Origin of the sequence: Kocuria sp. ChxB, assembly GCF_044359605.1 — a bacterium.
Taxonomy (GTDB): domain Bacteria; phylum Actinomycetota; class Actinomycetes; order Actinomycetales; family Micrococcaceae; genus Kocuria; species Kocuria rhizophila.
In genome coordinates, this window is the sequence record NZ_CP121123.1 from 1,782,475 (window position 1) to 1,799,449 (window position 16,975).

Consider the following 16,975-nt stretch of genomic DNA (forward strand, 5'->3'; position numbering starts at 1 on the left):
TCCGTTGCACCGCCCCGGGCCCGCGGGTCCAAAGACAGAAAGAGGCATCCCATGAAGTCCTTGTCACGCCCCGCTGCGGTGCTCGCCGCGGCCACGGCTCTCGCTGCCGCAGGACTGCTCACCGGGTGCGGTGAGCAGGGGCAGGAGGGCGGCGGTGCGGCGTCGTCGGCGTCTGCGGGCGCCGGGGCGTCGGTCGCGCCGGCCGCCGAGAACTCGCGCCTGGGTCAGGTGCTGCGGGACGGGAGGATCCAGGTGTGCACCACCGGGGACTACCGGCCGTACACGTACAGGGACCCGGAGACCGGGCAGTGGTCCGGGATCGACGTGGACATGGCGCGGAACCTCGGCAAGTCGCTCGGGGCGGAGGTGGAGCTCGTGCAGACCTCTTGGGCGAACGTGGTGGCGGACCTGGACCGCAGCTGCGACATCGCCGTGGGCGGGATCTCCTACACCACCGACCGGGCGCAGAAAGTCGCATTCACGGAGCCGACCTCTCCGGACGGCAAGACCCCCGTGGTGCGCTGCGGCGAGGAGGAGAAGTACGACACTGTGGCGGAGATCAACAAGCCCGCGGTGCGCGTGATCACCCCCGTGGGAGGGACCAACCAGAAGTTCGCGGACAAGAACTTCCCGGAGGCGCAGGTCACCGCGTACGAGGACAACAACACGATCTTCGACCAGATCGTCCAGGGGAAGGTGGACGTGATGGTCACCGACGCCTCCGAGACGCGCTGGGTGGCGCACACCCACCCCGAGCTGTGCGCCGTGCACCCGGACAAGCCCTTCGACCACTTCGACAAGGGCTACCTCCTGCCGCAGGGGGACACCGTGTGGGAGGAGTACGTGGACAACTGGCTGGACGTGGCAACCCAGGACGGCACCAAGGCCGCGGCGGAGAAGAAGTGGTACGGGTGAGCCACCAGGAGTGACGAGGCGCGGGCGGTCCCGGGACGTCCGCGACGTCGCCGGAGACCGCCGGGAACTTTCCGCGGGAATGGTGTGGCCGGGATAGGTGTTGCACAACTGAAAAGGCAACCGATCTCGACGGAGGGACCCGCATGCCCACCCTGTACGACCCCATCACCGTAGGAGCCTTCGAGCTCAAGAACCGCGTGGCCATGGCGCCGCTCACCCGGATGCGCTCCGACGAGGACGGCGTGCCCAAGGACATGAACGTGGAGTACTACGCGCAGCGTGCGTCCGTGGGTCTGCTCGTCACCGAGGGCACGTTCCCCGCCGTGACGAGCCGCGGGTTCTGGGGCCAGGCCGGGATCGAGACCGCCGAGCAGGCCCTGGGCTGGTCCCGCGTGGCGGAGGCCGTGCACGAGAAGGGCGGCGTGGTGTTCATGCAGGTCATGAACGCCGGTCGCGTGTCCCACCCGGAGCTCACGGGCGGGCCCACCCCGGAGGCCCCGAGTGCCGTGGGCATCGACCAGAGCACCCACGTACCCAGCGGCAAGCAGCCCATCCCCGTGCCCCGCGCGCTCGAGGCTGAGGAGCTCCCCCGGGTCCGGCAGGAGTTCGTCTCCGCCGCGCGCCGTGCGGTGGACGCGGGGATCGACGGTGTGGAGATCCACGGCGCGAACGGGTACCTGCTCCACGAGTTCCTGGCCCCGTCCGCCAACCACCGTGAGGACGAGTACGGCGGCTCCCCGGAGAACCGGGCGCGCTTCGTCGTGGAGGTGGTGCGCGCCGTCGTCCAGGAGATCGGGGCGGAGCGTGTGGGCCTGCGGATCTCGCCGGAGCACAACGTGCAGGGTGCCGTCGAGGACGACCACGACGACGTCCGCGCCACCTACGCCGCGCTGCTCTCCGGTCTGCGGGACCTGGGCCTGGCGTACCTGTCCGTGCTTCACAAGGACATCGACGGGGAGTTCGTGCAGGAGCTGCGTGGCCAGTTCGACGGTGTGTTCTACCTCAACAGCGGCTTCAGCGAGTACACGGAGCTCGAGGAGTCCGAGCACATCATGGCCGCGGACCTGGCGGACGGTGTGATGGTGGGGCGGGAGCTGATCGCCAACCCGGACCTCGTGCAGCGCTGGCGGGACGGCCTGGAACTGAACACGCCGGACCCCAAGACCTTCTACCTGGGCGGCCCCAAGGGGTACGTGGACTACCCGTTCGCTGCAGCGCGCGTCTGAGACCGGACACCCGGGGCCGTCTGGAGGGCGGGTCGGAGGGGCGTCGGGGGGGCGGCGTTTGACTCCGGCCCGCCGGGGCCGTAGCTTGAGGAGAAGTTGTTGAGGTTTCGTTTTGTCTTTTAAGCATCACCCCACCGTCTGAGGTGTGGCAGTTTTTCTGAAGAAACGTTCATGGCAAGCATCGCAACGCCGAGCCCCCGAAATTCGGGACGAGCTCACTTTCTTCCAGAAAGACAGGTCTGACTATGACTACTGGCACCGTCAAATGGTTCAACGCTGACAAGGGCTTCGGCTTCATCGCCCCCGAGGACGGCTCCGACGACGTCTTCGCCCACTTCTCCGGCATCAACTCCGGCGGCTTCCGCTCCCTCAACGAGGGCGACAAGGTCGAGTTCGAGGTGCAGCAGGGCGACCGCGGCCTGCAGGCCACGAACATCACGGTGATCTCCTGATCACTCCCTGATCATTCGTTCGCGGGCGAGGACAGCTCCCCGAGGACCACGAGACATGCGCTCTGCCGATTGCGGCGGGGCGCATTTCTCGTGGTCCGACGGCCGCCTGGGGGTCTGCACGCCGCCCCGGAGCGCACGCGTTCTCCCGGGCTCTGGCCGGGCCTCGGCTCCGGTGACCCGGTCTCAGGTCACTTTCCCAGCAGCATCCGCGCCCCCTTCTCGCCGATCATTGCGGAGGGGGCGTTCGTGTTGCCGTTGGTGATGAACGGCATCACGGAGGCGTCCACCACCCGCACGCCGTCCACCCCTCGCACGCGCAGCGTGGCGGGATCCACCACGGCCATCTGGTCGGTACCCATGCGGCACGTGCCCACCTGGTGGTGGTAGGTGGTCACGGTCCGGTCCATGTAGGCGTCCTCGTCCGCCTCGGTGACCACGTCCGGTCCGGGGTAGATCTCCCGCGCGCCCCACTCCTCGGCCAGAGGGGAGGACGCCGCCATCGCCCGTCCCTGCCGCAGCGATGCCCGCAGCGCCTCGCGGTCCCGGGGATCCGAGAAGATGTTGGGGTCGTAGTTCGCCGGATCCGTGCTGCTGGGACCCGTCAGGGTGATCCGGCCCCGCGAGTACGGGCGCACCAGCCCGGTGTGCAGTGTGAAGGCGGTGGCGGGGCCCTCCATCTGGTCGTCGTACATGGGCACGCAGAAGTGCAGAGGCTGGGTGTCCGGGCGGTCCTGGTCCGGGGTGGACTTCCAGAACAGGTGCGTCTGGGTCACCGCGATCTCGTCCTCGGGGTGCTCGATGGTCCGGGCCGTGGCCTCTGCGATCACGGGCACGAGCAGGTGGTCGTGGAGGTTCTCACCCACGCCGGGCAGGTCCACCACCGGCTCGATCCCCACCTCCCGCAGGTGCTCCGCGGGGCCGATGCCCGAGCGCATGAGAATCTTGGGACTGTCCAGCGCCCCGGCGCACAGCACCACCTCGTCCGCCTCGATGACTTCCCCGGCCGAGCCGAGGTCCGCGGTGGGTTCCTCCGGCGAGACGCCCTCCACCTCGGCGTTCGGCCCCGCGTGCAGCTGGACCCCCGTGACCCGGCCGTCGGTCAGCACGAGCTGTTCCACCACCGCCCCGGTGCGGACCTCGATGGCGCCCCGGTCCACCCACGGCTTCGCGTACGCCATGTAGGTGGTCACGCGTCTGCCGTCGGCCACGGTCAGCTGCTCCTGGGAGATGCCCTCCTGGGCGCCGGAGTTGTAGTCGGCGTTAAACGGCACCCCCACGGCCTCGGCGGCCGCGATGATCGAGTCGAAGATCGGGCTGAGGCGGTAGCCGCCGACCACGGGAACGGGACCGTCCGTGCCGCGGGGCGCGGCGGCGTCGTCGTCCGCGGTGGGGCCGTCCCAGGCCTCGAGCGCCTCGAAGACGGGGGCGACGTCGCGCCACGCCCAGCCCTCGCAGCCGGCCGCGGCCCAGTCGTCGTAGTCGAGCGGGTTGCCACGCACCCAGATGGCGGCGTTGAGCGCGTGGGAGCCGCCCAGCACGCGCCCGCGCGGCCAGTGAATCACCCGCCCGGAGGCGTGCTCCTGCGGCACGGTGAAGTAGTCCCAGTCCTCGGTGCTGTGCCAGAGCTCGCCCAGACGGGAGAGGTGCGGGATGGCCGGGTTGGTGTCCTCACCGCCCGCCTCCACGAGTGTGACGTGGTGGCCGGCCTCGGCCAGGCGCCCGGCGACGATGGATCCTGCGGTGCCTGCGCCCACGACGACGGTGTGGCGCGCGCTGTCTGCTGTGTTCGTCATGCTTCCAGTATGTGATGCGGGACACATGGCGGCTGGTCCTGGCGTGCAAGGCCTTTGGGGATGCGTGCTGGGCCGCTGCCCGCCGCGCGCCTCCGCTGAGGATTAAGTGCAGATTTTGCCGAATACCGATCAGTAGGCGGCAAAAACTGCACTTAATCCTGGGGTGGGGGGTGTCCCTATGTTCCGAGTCAAGCCGCGAGAGCGGTTGGTTCGGGGGTAGGGGCGGTGGGTGGTTGGTAGTAGGTGCCGTTGCGGAGCATCGCGAAGATGACGTTGCAACGACGACGGGCCAGGCAGATCACGGCGGCGTTGTGTCGTTTTCCTTCGGCTCGTTTGCGATCGTAGTAGGCCTTCGAGATCGGGTCGCGATTCGAGGCGATCCACGCGGAGTAGAACAGTGCGTTCTTCAATCGTTTGTTGCCCGAACGAGCGGGGAACTCACCACGGATCGACGTCCCTGATCGCCGTGTGATCGGGGCGATGCCCGCATACGCGGCCAGGTGGCCCGCGGTCTCGAACCCGGTGCCATCGCCGATCGCGAGGAGGATCTGGGCTGCGGTCTTGATGCCGATCCCCGGCATGCTCATCAAGACCGAGGCGAGAGGGAAGTCCTCCAGCATGGCCTCGACTTCGTGGGCGACCGTGGCCCGTTGCGCTTTCAACTCCTTGACCTGCCCGGCCACCCTGGGGATCACGAGCTCGACCGCCGCGGTCGCCGGCACTGTCACGGTCTGCTCGCTCAGCGCCGTGAAGATCTTCTCGACCAGCGCAGAGGGATCGCGGCGAGAATGGGAACGAGCGAACCTCAAAACCCGCCCGCCCAGCGGACGTGAACCCGGTGGGGCCTCCGAACTTCTCTAGCAGCTCCAGCACGAGGTCGGTGGAGAGGGTCCCGCCGGGGAAGACACGTTCTAGTGCGGGGTGGATCTGGGTGAGCAGCGAACGGATCCGGTTCAACGCCCTGGTGGTCTCGTGGGCGAGGTCCTCGTCGAACCCGGCGAGGACTTTCAGCGCGGAGAGGACCTCGTTGTCATGGTCGACCTGCCGCAGCGTGTGGGGCATGGTGCGGGCGGTGTCGGCGATGATGAACGCGTCTCTGGCGTCGGTCTTCGATCTTCCCGGATACAGGTCTGCTGCTTTTCGCATAGCTAACCCGGGAAGATACGCCACAGCGCAGCCGGTGTCTGGCCACCGCGATCGGCAACGCCCCGATGGTGTTGGGCTGGTCCACGACCATCAGCACCTCACCACGCTCCTGCAGGCTGGTGAACAACTCCCGCAGCTGGGTCTCGTCCTGCGGGAGGGGTTTGTCGAACAGTTTGTGCCCGGTCGCATCCAGCGCGCACCCGTGGTGGGCGGTCTTGCCCACATCCAGGCCGATGATTACCGCGAAACGGTTCTCCATGATGAGCCTCCTTGGCGCACCATCGCTGGTCGCAGTCTTGACACCCGATGCCGGCACCCACGTTACGAAGAGACCTCGCCACCACGGCGGCGGGCCGTGTCCCTATCAGCGGTCAACGCGTGTCTCTCGACCGGGCGGCAACACCCCCCGGACCATCAATGGCAGGGCAACAAAGCCATACCCGGCCGAGCGACCAGACCCCCGACCATCGGAGGCACTCACAAGGTAACGGGCTGCACCAACGGAGCAAACGCAGATTGTCGCTGCTCAGGCTGCGCTTGCTCCACAAGACAGCACCACCGCCGAGTGGGGCCCCGGTAGAATCGCAGCGTTGTCAGGGGTTCTCCGCGTGTGTGGTCGGGTGCGCGGTCGTCGGTCGTACCCAGGAGCACGCACATGAGCACACCCCCGCCCCACGAATCCCCGCGCACGACGCCGCCCGCACCGGCCGGTGCCCCCTCGCTCGTGTCCGCGGGTGGTTGGCCGTTCCTCATCACGGGACTCATCGGCCGGCTGCCCGCCGCCACTGTCCAGCTGGGGGTTCTGCTCTACGTGAGTGGGGCGGGCCTGGGGCTGGGGCTCGCCGGTCTCACCGTGGCCGCCACGGGCCTGGGCTCCGCGGTGGGGGCTCCGCTGCTGGGTCGGATGGTCGACCGCTTCGGACCGTTGCCCGTGGTCGTGTCCGCCACCCTGGTGCAGCTGCTCGGCATGAGTGCCCTGCTGAGCGTGGTGCTGCTCGAGGCGCCCTCCTCCCTGGTGCTCGTGGCCGGGGCCGTCATCGGCGCCGCGAATCCGCAGATCGGCGCCATCGCGAGGGCGCGCTGGTCGGCGCTCGCGCGGCGTCGTGGCACGCCCGGGCTGGTGAGCAAGGCCCTGGGCTACGAAACCGCGTGCGACGAGGTGGGTTTTGTCCTGGGCCCCGTGATCGCGGGCGTGCTGGTGGGGGTGCTGGGTCCGAATCCTGCCCTCGTGGTGCTCATGGTGTGGGTGCTGCTCGGTCAGGGGTGCTTCATCGTCTACCTCGCGCAGCGTCGCAACCTGACCCTGGACACCCGCTCGATCGAGGTCACGGACGGCTCCGCCCCACGGATCCGCTGGGCCGCCGTGCTGCCGCCGATGCTCGCGTGCCTGTGCGTGGGCACCGTGTTCGGGTCCACGCAGACCGCGCTCACGGCCATCAACGCCGAGCGCGGCACGGAGGCGTACACCGGACTGATCTACGGCTGCATGGGCGGGGGCAGTGCGCTCGCGAGCCTGCTGGTGTCCCGTCTGCCGTCCCGTGTGCCCCTGTCGGTGCGCGTGGCGTGCGGGGCGCTCCTCGTGGGGGTCATGGCCGTGCTGCTGATGGGCGTCCCGGGGCCGGTGGCGCTCTCGGTCCTCTTCGCGGCCACGGGCCTCGGTGTGGGCACTCTGCTGGTCAGCTCCTACACCCGGGGCGAGGAGGTTGCGCCCTCGCACCGCATGGCCAGTGTGATGACCATGCTCACCACGTGCATCGTCCTGGGGGTCTCGTTCGGCTCCGCGATGGGCGGGCTCCTGTCCGAGGTGCCCGAACGCGGCTTCGTGCTCACCCTGGGGGCGGGCGTCGCGGGGCTCGTGGCGGCGGTGGCCATGCACGCCACCCGCCCGAAGAGCACGCGCCGGGTGGTGTGAGGCAGCCCCCCCCCGTGGTCCCCTTCCCCTGACGGCGCCATGATGGACGCATGACAGCACAGCGTCCCGACCCGCGCCCCGCATCCCTGCCCCCGGCTCGGGAGGGCGCCGTCCCCGGCGGTCTCCTCGAAGATCCGCTGGCCGCGCGCCTGGCCCGGGAAGAGCCCCTGACCTGGTGGAATCCCGCCGCGACGGACGCCGCGCAGGGGCTCTCGGCGTCCCGCGTGGACCCCGCGATCGTCGACGACGCCGCCGCGCGCCTCGAGCGCTTCCGCCCCTGGATCGCGGCGACCTTCCCGGACACCGCCGCAGCGGGCGGGCTCATCGAGTCGCCACTGCAGGAGGCCACGGCCTGGCAGAACGCCGCCGGGGTGCGGAGCGGGCGGGTGCTGCTCAAGCGGGATGACATCCTCCCGGTCAGCGGCTCCGTCAAGGCGCGCGGAGGAGTGCACGAGGTGCTGCAGTACGCGGAATCGCTGGCCGTGGCGCACGGCCTCCTGCCGGACTCGACAACGCGCCCGGATGCGGACAAGGACTACACGGCGTTCAGCAGGGCACCGTTGCGCGCCCTCATGACCGAGCACCGCGTGGTGGTGGGCTCCACCGGCAACCTGGGACTGTCCATCGGGATCATCTCCGCCGCCCTCGGACTGCAGGCCACGGTGCACATGTCCACCCACGCCCAGCAGTGGAAGAAGGACCTGCTGCGCTCGCGGGGCGTGGAGGTGGTGGAGCACAGCACGGACTACACGGAGGCCGTGGCGGCGGGTCGCCGGGCGGCGGAGCAAGACGACGCGGTGCACTTCGTGGACGACGAGCACTCCCTGAGCCTGTTTGCCGGGTACGCCGTGGCCGGCGCGCGCGTGGCACGTCAGCTCACGGACCAGGGCATCGCCGTGGATCAGGACCATCCCCTCTACGTGTACCTGCCGTGCGGGATCGGAGGGGCTCCCGGCGGGGTGGGCTACGGTCTGGCGCGGGAGTTCGGGGATGCGGTGCGCTGCGTGTTCGTAGAGCCCACCCAGGCGCCGTGCATGCTCCTGGGGCTGCACACGGGACTCCACGACGGCATCTCCGTGGCGGAGCTCGGACTCACCACCCGCACGGTCGCGGACGGTCTGGCCGTGGGTCGTCCCTCGGGCTTCGTGGGCCGTGCCATGCAGGGCCTGATCGCGGGCTGCGTCACGGCGTCGGACGAGCAGATGACGGGCCAGGTCAAGGCCTTGCATGCCTCGGAGGGCATAGTCGTGGAGCCGTCCGCGGCCTCGGCGTTGGAGGCGATCCGCCGCGTGGCGGGGGAGGCTGTGCCCTTAAAGGGTAGCGACCGCCGGGGGAGTGCGGCGGTGCGCGTCCCGGAGGGGGCCACCCACCTCGCGTGGCTGACGGGCGGTGGCATGCTGCCCGCACAGGTGAGGGCGCACTACCTGGGTTGAGGTGCGTGGTGCCCGGGCAGGGCGCCGGGGCAGGCGACGTCGGCACTGTACCCGGCCCACAGGGGTGGCGAGACTGCCCGGGACGGTCCGACGAAACTCTGAGGAACGGTCTGGTGAGACCCTCCGCACAACAAGGTGCACTCCGTGCAATGACTGCCGTACGATGGCCCCGTGACACCCCAGCTGATCTCCGGATGCCGTGAACGGCGCGCAGCGGAGCCGAAGGACAAGCGCGAGGCCATCAGGCTGCGCAACCGCCGGGCCATCATCGCCGCGGCGGGGGAGCTCACGGCGGAGCTGGGCACCGAGGGTGTGAGCGTCAACGGTCTGGCAGAACGCGCCGGAGTGTCACGCAGGACCATCTTCAACCACTTCCCCTCGGCCCAGGACGCCGCCTTCGAGTACCTCTCGGAGCTGGTGACCGAGCTGATCGACACCGTGCTGGACGACCTCCCGGAGCCCACCGAACCGGAGACCGCATCGCTCGGTGAGGTCTACCGGCAGCTGATCGGAGCGCTGCGCGCCCGCGTGCTCATCGGGGACCTCCAGCCGGTGTTCTCCGTGGACGTGCAGGAGACCCAGGCCGCCTCCCTGTGGGGCTACCGGGTGACCCGCATGGTGGTGGAGCGCCTGAACGAGGTGCTGCGGGAGCGTCTGCCGCAGTACACCCCGTTCCAGACGCACCTCGTGGTCACCACCCTCATCAACTCGCTCGCCGAGTGCCTGGACGAGTGGCTGGCCCGCACCGGCGGAGTCCTGGACGAGCGGGGGCGCCAGATCTGGGACGAGCTGCTGTCCACCGCCCTGGAGGTGCTGGGGAGGGGCTTCGACACCTGACGCCGCGGCGTCGTCCCCCCGCCCGAGAACCACCGCAGCACCCGAGAACCACCGCAGCGGCAGAGAACCACCGCACCGAACGAGACCAGCGCACCGACCGGGACCACCCCGGACAGGCACCACCTGGGATCCGCAGCCGCCCCGCGCGGCGCTCCCGCCAGACACTTCACCGCACAGACGACTCAGTAGGAGAACCTCCGTGGCACGACTTCTGTACAGGCTGGGCAAGAGCTCGGCCGCCCACGCGTGGGCGGTGATCCTGGTGTGGCTCGCCGTCCTGGCGCTGGCCGTGGGTGGGGTGGCCGTCTCGGGGGTGCACCTGAGCAACGCCATCACGATCCCCGGGACCGAGACGCAGAACCTGGCGGACAAGCTGAAGGCGGAGATGCCGGAGGCCAACCAGGGGACGGGCCGGGTGGTGTTCTACACCGAGGACGGCTCGGAGTTCACCCAGGCCCAGAGGGACGGCATCGAGGACGCCCTGAAGGCCACGGAGGACGTCTCCGGGGTGGACTCCACCGTCAACCCGTTCGAGCGCCAGCAGCAGCTGGACGACGGCCGGCAGCAGCTCGAGGACGGCCGTCAGAAGCTGGAACAGGGCGAGAAGCAGATGGCCCAGCTGCAGAAGAGCCTCCCGCCCGGGGTGAGCCCGGAGCAGGTGCTCAAGCAGCAGGGGATCGACCCGAACCAGCTGGAGCAGCAGAAGGCCCAGCTCGAGCAGGGTGAGCAGAGCTACGAGCGCATGGGCGACTACCGCGTGGTCTCCGAGGACCAGAACTCCGCGATCAGCGTGGTGAACTTCACGCAGGAGCAGAACGCGGTGGAGGCGGACACCAAGACCGCCGTGATGGACGCCGTCCGTACCCACCCGGTGGACGGCGTGGGTGTGGAGTTCTCCCAGGAGATCGCGCAGGACATCACCGCGCTGCTGGGCCCGTCCGAGATCATCGGCGTGGTCGTGGCCGGGCTGGTGCTGCTCATCATGCTGCGGGCCCTCGTGCCGGCCGCGCTCCCCGTGCTCACGGCGCTGCTGGGCGTGGCCGTGGCCACCTGCATCACGCTCTCGTTCTCCGGTGCGGTGGACATGATGTCGGTGACGCCCATGCTCGGCGTGATGCTGGGCCTCGCGGTGGGCATCGACTACTCGCTGTTCGTGCTCAACCGGCACCGCCAGCAGCTGCGCCGCGGCGTGGAGGTGCGCGAGTCGATCGGTCTGGCCGTGGGGACCTCCGGCACCGCGGTGTTCTTCGCGGCGCTCACGGTGATGGTGGCCCTGGTGGCGCTGAACGTCACGGGCATCCCCTTCCTGGGGCTCATGGGCACCACGGCGGGACTGGCCGTCCTGGTGGCCCTGCTGCTGACCCTGACCCTCACCCCGGCGCTGCTCTCGCTGGCCGGGCGGCGGGTGCTGCCCAAGAAGCAGCGCAACGCCGCGCCGCACGAGGAGAGCATCGACGAGCACAACGTGCCCCTGCACCTGCGCCACCCGTGGATCACCACGCTGGCGTGCGCGGCCGTGCTGATCGTGCTGGCGATCCCCGCGCAGAGCATGCGCCTTGGTCTGCCGGACGCCTCCATCGAGGCCGAGGACAGCACGCAGTACAAGGCGTACCAGCGCATCGCGGAGGACTTCGGGGCCGGCGAGAACGGTCCCATCGCCGTCGTCGTGGACCTGCCCGAGGGCCTCAGCAAGGCCGAGGCGCAGGAGAAGATCAACGTGGTCTCGGACCAGCTGGCCGCCCAGGAGGACGTGGCCAACGTGCTGCCCGGGCAGCTCACGGACGACCGCGCCACCGGCGTGATCCAGGTGATCCCCGAGTCCGGGCCCGCCGAGGCGGCCACCGAGGAGCTCGTGGGCAGCATCCGCGACCTCAACGGCGACCTGGAGTCCCAGGAGGACGTCCACGTGGGCGTGGCGGGCACCACCGCCGCGAACATCGACGTCTCCCAGCTGCTCGGCGAGAAGCTGCCGCTGTACCTCGGCGTGGTCATGCTCATCTCGCTGCTGCTGCTGCTCATGGTGTTCCGCTCCGTGCTGGTCCCCGTGATCGCCACCCTGGGCTTCCTGCTCTCGGCGCTGGCGTCCCTGGGCGCCGTGGTCGCGGTGTACCAGTGGGGCTGGGGCGGCGCCCTGTTCGGCGTGCACGATCCCGGGCCCATCCTGAGCTTCCTGCCCACCCTGATGGTCGGCATCCTGTTCGGCCTGGCCATGGACTACCAGCTGTTCCTGGTCTCCGGCATGCGCGAGGCCTACGTCCACGGGCACCCCGCGCGCCAGGCCGTGGTCCACGGCTTCCGCGCCGGGCGCTCCGTGGTCACGGCCGCGGCGATCATCATGATCTCCGTGTTCGCGGGCTTCATCTTCTCGGAGCTGTCCATGATCCGGCCCATCGGCTTCGCGCTCGCGGGCGGTGTGCTGCTGGACGCGTTCGTGGTGCGGATGCTGCTGATCCCCGCGGTCATGCGCCTGCTGGGCGAGAAGGCCTGGTGGCTGCCGCGCTGGCTGGACAAGATCCTGCCGCACGTGGACGTGGAGGGTGAGTCCCTGCTGCGCGAGACCGCCGCCTCCACCGCGGACGCAGCGGACCACGCGGACGACGACGCCGCACGCCACTCCCACGCCAGGGGTCGCCACCGCGCGGACTCGGCCCACCGCCACCGCGGTTCGGGTCAGCACACCGGGGCGGCCGTGGCCGGTGCGGCGGCAGGTGCAGCCGGGGTGGCCGCCCACCACCGTGGTTCTTCCGAGGAGGAGGCCGCGCGCGGGGAAGCGTCGAGCCACGACCGGTCCGCCGTCGGGGGTGAGCTCGGCCCGGGTGGCCGAACCGCCGCTGCCGAGGCTCCGGAAGGTGCCGGTGCCACCGTGGAGAACTCCGCCCCTGTGGGCCGGGCATCCGGTGGGCCCTCGGCTGCCGCGGGGTCTGCGGCCGCTGCGGCCGGGGCCCGCCATGCGGCGTCGGCACCCCTGGGGGTGCCCGACGACGAGCGGACCGTGGCCGAGCAGCACCGCGCGCGGCGCCACGGGCGTCACGCAGCGGACGTCCCGGGCCACGAGGCCCCGGGCGCTGACGGCCCTGCGGCCCGGGAGGGGACCCCGGACGTGGTCCTCGTGCCCGCTGATCCCGCGCTGCGCGCGACCAACCAGGGTCTGCGGGTGCTTCCCGACGTGTGGGAGTCCGAGCAGAAGCTGCTGGCCTCGCTGGCGAGCTCCCGTGAGGAGGCCGCCCCGCACAAGTCCATGCACAAGCGGGCGACGTTCGAGAAGGTCATGGTGGCCGGGCGCCCGGTGGTCATCGCACGTCCCAGGCCCGCCCTGGAGCGTGCGGCTGCGCCGGTGGTCATCCACTGGCACGGTGGGGCGTACGTGCACCCCATGACGGGGACGCACTGGCGGTGGATCGACGCCCTCATGCAGCGCACCGGGGCCACCGTGGTGGTGCCGGGCTACGGGCTCGCTCCGGATCACACGGTGGACGAGGCCCTGGCGCTCGCCGACGGCGTGTGGTCCCTGGCGCGGTCCCTGTCCCCGCGGGTCTTCCTCGCCGGTGACTCCGCCGGCGGTGGTCTGGCGGTCGCTCAGGCCATGCGGCTGCGCGAGGCCGGTGCCGAGCAGCCCGCAGGGCTCATCCTGGTGTCCCCGTGGGTCGATGCCACAGTGAGCAATCCGGAGATCGAGGAGTACCGCTCCGTGGACCACATGCTGGACACCGAGGGCCCGCGCGCGGCCGGCCGCTGGTGGGCCGGAACCCGCGAGGTGACGGACCCCATGGTGAGCCCCGCGTTCGGTGAGGTGCACGGCCTGCCGCGCACGTTCGTGCTGCAGGGTGACCGGGACATGCTGTTCCCGGACACCATGGAGTTCGTCACGGACCTGGTCCGCGCGGGCGTGGACACCACCACCGTGGTGTGCGAGGGCGGCCCCCACGTGTACGCCCTGATGGTGTGGTCCAAGCGGGCCACCGAGGACCTCGACCGGGTGGTGCGCTGGATGGGCCGCTGAGCGTCCCTCGCACCGGCTCAACGGGCCCCGGGTGCCGACCGTCCTGGTCGTTGCCCGGGGCCCGTTCTCATTCCCGGCCCACCGTGCGGAAGTACCACGCGTAGAACGCGGTCCACCCGGTGCCGAAGATCGCCCACCGCACCCGTTCCGGAGCGTCCGGCCAGAGCCGTCCGTGCAGGGCGGAGACCCCGCCGACCGCGGCCGTGACCACCACGAAGCGCGGGGCCCGTGCGGGCACGGACCACGCGAGGAACCGGTGCAGCGGATCACCGCGCAGCCCGGCGGTGCGGGCGTAGAGCTTGTAGGGGGTGCCCCGCAGAGGCCCAGGAGCACGGCCGTGAACCCGCGGGCGGCCATGTCCCGTTCCACCCGCGCGACCATCGCGGAGGAGACCGCGGGGATCCGGGCGAGCATCCGCGCCGAGTCGTCACCGGGAACACGGGCACCCCAGCGGTGCATCACGGCGCCGCCCACCAGGGCACCCGCGGTGGCCGACGCGGCGCACGCGAGTCCGCGGGGCAGGTTCCGGACCGCGACCGCGGAGAGCCACACGTCCGGGACCACGAAGAACGCGGTGGCCTCCGCGAAGCTCCAGGCACCGGCCACGGCGTGGTCACGCAGCGCGCTCACCGGGCTCCACCACCCCGGGGGGTGGGCACGGTGCGTCACGGTGGCTCCCAGTGCGGTGCGTTGCTCGTTCCCGCAGGTCAACCGCGCCTGGCCCGGAGGTGATGGCTGCGCGGGCTCGTCAGGGGTTCTGCTGTGCACGGTGGTCTCCCGGTGGACTCGAGGTGGCACGGTTGTGGACATCCAACCACCACGGGGCCGCGGGTGTGCCACAGTTGGCGCAGATCCACAGTCCCCACGGCCCCAGGAGACGCCGCATGGCCACCACCGACCCCCTGCGCAGGCCCATCCCGCAGCGTTCCGCCGGGTGGGCCACCGCCATCGCCGGCGCCCTGCAGCGCGCGGGACTGCGCCCCAACCACATCTCGGTGGCCTCGGTGCTCGTCTCCCTGGTGGGCTGCGGGTGCCTGGTGGTCTCGGTCCACGCGGACGACGCCGCCCGCACCCTCGCGCTCGTCCTCGCCGCGCTCTGCATCCCCCTGCGTCTGCTGTGCAACATGTTCGACGGGATGCTCGCCGTGGAGGGCGGGCTGCGCACACCCACGGGGGAGCTCTACAACGAGGTGCCGGACCGGATCTCGGACCTGGCCCTGCTCGCGGGAGCCGGCTGGGCGGCGTCGTCCGTGGCGGGCGGTGCTGCCCTGGGGTGGCTGGCCGGGGGCCTCGCGGTGCTCACCGCCTACGTGCGGACCCTGGGTGTGAGCGTGGGGTGCGCGCAGCAGTTCGGCGGGGTGCTGCCCAAGCAGCGGCGCATGTGGCTGCTCCTGGCGGGGATCCTGCTGAGCGCCACCGAGCCGTGGTGGGGGTGGCCGCGCGGGAGCGTCCTGTGGGTCACGCTCGTGCTCGTGGCGCTGGGGTGCGCGCTGACCGTGGTCACCCGGCTGCGGGCCGTGGCGCGCGAACTGCGGGAGAGGGGGTAGGCCGCCGTGGAGTTCGGACTGCTGGGCGGACCCACGTGGTGGTTCCTCGCCGGGCTGCTGGGGTTCCTGGTGCTCGCCACCGTGGTGGCGGAGATGATGTACCGGCGCACGGCGTCGGAAGGGCTGCGGGCCACGCTGCTCAACGTGCGGCAGCGGATCTTCGCGTGGTGGATCATGGTGGCGGTGCTCGTGGGCAGCCTGGCACTGGGGGAGACCGCGGTGGTGCTGCTGTTCCTCGCCCTGTCCCTGCTGGCCCTGCGGGAGTTCGCCAACCTGCTGCCGCCCGGGGAACGGGACCGGAGGGTGCTGAGCTGGATCATGGTGGTTCTCGCCCCGCTGCACTTCTGGTTCGTGTGGGAGCACTGGTACGGGATGTTCGCCATCTTCATCCCGGTGTACGCGTTCCTGTTCCTGCCCGTGCTGCTCGCGCTGTCCGGGCGCACGGAGTCGTTCCTGCACCGGGCCGCCCTGAGCCAGTGGGGGCTCATGGTGTGCGTCTACGCCCTGAGCTACCTCCCGGCGGTGCTGCAGCTGCCCGTGGCCATCCACGAGGGCAGGGCCGCGGCGGACGGCTCCGCCGTGGGCTCCGGTGGCGTGGAGGCGGGCGCGCTGCTGCTGTTCCTCGCCGTGGTGGTGCAGGGCTCGGACGTCCTGCAGTACCTGTGGGGCAAGACCGTGGGCCGGCACCGGATCGCGCCCACCGTGAGCCCGAACAAGACGTGGGAGGGCTTCGTGGGCGGGGTGCTCTCCGCCACGGCTCTGGGGACGGCGCTGTGGTGGCTGACCCCGTTCACCCCGTGGCAGGCCGGGGTGCTGGCCCTGGTGTCCTGCCTGCTGGGTTTCGTGGGCGGGCTCGTGATGAGCAGCCTCAAACGGGACCGCGGCATCAAGGACTTCGGGGCGCTCATCCCAGGCCACGGCGGGATCCTGGACCGGATGGACTCCCTGATCTTCGCGGCACCGGTGTTCTTCCACCTGACCCGGTTCTTCTTCGCGGGGTGAGTCCCAGGCCGCCGGGCGTGACCGAGGGCCCGCGGGATCTCCCGCGGGCCCTCGTGGCTCACTCAGTGCGTGCCGACTGGCGCCGGGGCGGTCAGCTCTCGGAGTCCTCGCCGGACTCGACCTGCTGCTCCTGCTGGCGGTTCTCCAGCACCACGTTGTCCTGGTTCTGGCCCGTGGCCACCTGGATCTTGCGCGGCTGGGACTTGGGGGACACGGGGATGGTCACGGTCAGCACGCCGTTGTCGTATGCGGCGGTGATGTTCTCGGTGTCGATGCCCTGGCCCAGGTTCAGCTGCCGCACGAAGGAGTGGTTGCGGCGCTCGCGCACAATCCACTTGGTGTCCTTCTCCGCGGAAGGCAGGCGGCGCTGCGCGCGGATGGTCAGCAGCTGGCCGTCCACGTCCACGTCCACGCTGGTGGGGTCGATGCCCGGGAGGTCAGCGGCGAGGTAGTAGTTGGAGCCCCGGCGGAAGAGGTCCATGGGCATCTGCTCCAGGCCGTTGCGGGTGGAGAGGACCTGGTTGGCGAAGTTCTGGACCTCGGAGAACGGATCGAAGGTTGCCATGACTGCTGTTCCTTTCCTGTGCGACTCGTCCGTGGTGCGCCCCGGAGCCCCCGTGAAACCGGTGGACGAGGAGCCGTCACGTTCCTTGAGTACCCCTGACTCAACTGCTCATAAATTAGCACTCTTCCCGGCAAGGTGCCAAGGATT

General features: G+C 70.5%; 12 protein-coding genes and 1 pseudogene. 9 read left to right on the forward strand and 4 right to left on the reverse strand.

Going from position 1 to position 16,975, the window contains the following annotated elements:
• Positions 1–51: 51 nt before the first annotated feature.
• The 3 genes from P8S73_RS07915 (at position 52) to P8S73_RS07925 (ending at position 2,593) form a co-directional block, all read left to right on the forward strand.
• Entirely contained in the window at positions 52–915 is an 864-nt protein-coding gene (locus P8S73_RS07915) for a transporter substrate-binding domain-containing protein (protein WP_101888132.1), read from the forward strand.
• A 143-nt stretch (positions 916–1,058) separates the two neighbouring features.
• The gene (locus P8S73_RS07920; RefSeq protein WP_396350307.1) at positions 1,059–2,141 is read left to right on the forward strand and encodes an alkene reductase; all 1,083 of its coding nucleotides are present in this window, start codon (positions 1,059–1,061) and stop codon (positions 2,139–2,141) included.
• A gap of 245 nt (positions 2,142–2,386) precedes the next feature.
• A complete protein-coding gene (locus tag P8S73_RS07925; RefSeq protein WP_019310274.1) occupies positions 2,387–2,593 on the forward strand; it encodes a cold-shock protein in 207 nt (68 codons plus the stop codon).
• A 188-nt stretch (positions 2,594–2,781) separates the two neighbouring features.
• Here P8S73_RS07925 and P8S73_RS07930 read toward each other — a convergent pair whose 3' ends face one another.
• Both P8S73_RS07930 and P8S73_RS07935 read right to left on the reverse strand, forming a co-directional pair.
• The gene (locus P8S73_RS07930) at positions 2,782–4,386 is read right to left on the reverse strand and encodes a GMC family oxidoreductase (RefSeq protein ID WP_396350308.1); all 1,605 of its coding nucleotides are present in this window, start codon (positions 4,384–4,386) and stop codon (positions 2,782–2,784) included.
• Between the two features lie 188 nt (positions 4,387–4,574).
• A pseudogene (locus tag P8S73_RS07935) lies at positions 4,575–5,791 on the reverse strand (IS110 family transposase).
• A 396-nt stretch (positions 5,792–6,187) separates the two neighbouring features.
• Between P8S73_RS07935 and P8S73_RS07940 the strand changes: the two are divergent.
• From P8S73_RS07940 to P8S73_RS07955, 4 genes are all read left to right on the forward strand, one after another.
• Positions 6,188–7,444, forward strand: coding sequence for an MFS transporter (locus P8S73_RS07940; RefSeq protein WP_135010609.1), 1,257 nt, complete (start codon positions 6,188–6,190; stop codon positions 7,442–7,444).
• Positions 7,445–7,494: 50 nt separating this feature from the next.
• Positions 7,495–8,877: a D-serine ammonia-lyase gene (locus P8S73_RS07945; protein ID WP_271074078.1), complete on the forward strand. Its 1,383-nt coding sequence runs from the start codon at positions 7,495–7,497 to the stop codon at positions 8,875–8,877.
• 171 nt (positions 8,878–9,048) lie between these two features.
• Positions 9,049–9,714: a TetR/AcrR family transcriptional regulator gene (locus P8S73_RS07950; RefSeq protein WP_396350309.1), complete on the forward strand. Its 666-nt coding sequence runs from the start codon at positions 9,049–9,051 to the stop codon at positions 9,712–9,714.
• A gap of 199 nt (positions 9,715–9,913) precedes the next feature.
• Positions 9,914–13,714 carry an MMPL family transporter gene (locus P8S73_RS07955; RefSeq protein ID WP_396350310.1) on the forward strand — a complete coding sequence of 1,267 codons (3,801 nt, stop codon included), beginning with the start codon at positions 9,914–9,916 and terminating at the stop codon, positions 13,712–13,714.
• Between the two features lie 67 nt (positions 13,715–13,781).
• Here P8S73_RS07955 and P8S73_RS07960 read toward each other — a convergent pair whose 3' ends face one another.
• Positions 13,782–13,952, reverse strand: coding sequence for a hypothetical protein (locus tag P8S73_RS07960; protein WP_396350311.1), 171 nt, complete (start codon positions 13,950–13,952; stop codon positions 13,782–13,784).
• A 646-nt stretch (positions 13,953–14,598) separates the two neighbouring features.
• Here P8S73_RS07960 and P8S73_RS07965 point away from each other — a divergent pair.
• Positions 14,599–15,261, forward strand: coding sequence for a CDP-alcohol phosphatidyltransferase family protein (locus P8S73_RS07965; protein WP_070637384.1), 663 nt, complete (start codon positions 14,599–14,601; stop codon positions 15,259–15,261).
• A 6-nt stretch (positions 15,262–15,267) separates the two neighbouring features.
• The gene (locus tag P8S73_RS07970; protein ID WP_101888124.1) at positions 15,268–16,263 is read left to right on the forward strand and encodes a phosphatidate cytidylyltransferase; all 996 of its coding nucleotides are present in this window, start codon (positions 15,268–15,270) and stop codon (positions 16,261–16,263) included.
• A 91-nt stretch (positions 16,264–16,354) separates the two neighbouring features.
• Here the strand turns inward: P8S73_RS07970 and P8S73_RS07975 are convergent, their stop codons facing one another.
• The gene (locus P8S73_RS07975) at positions 16,355–16,828 is read right to left on the reverse strand and encodes an Hsp20/alpha crystallin family protein (protein WP_101888123.1); all 474 of its coding nucleotides are present in this window, start codon (positions 16,826–16,828) and stop codon (positions 16,355–16,357) included.
• Between the last annotated feature and the right edge of the window lie 147 nt (positions 16,829–16,975).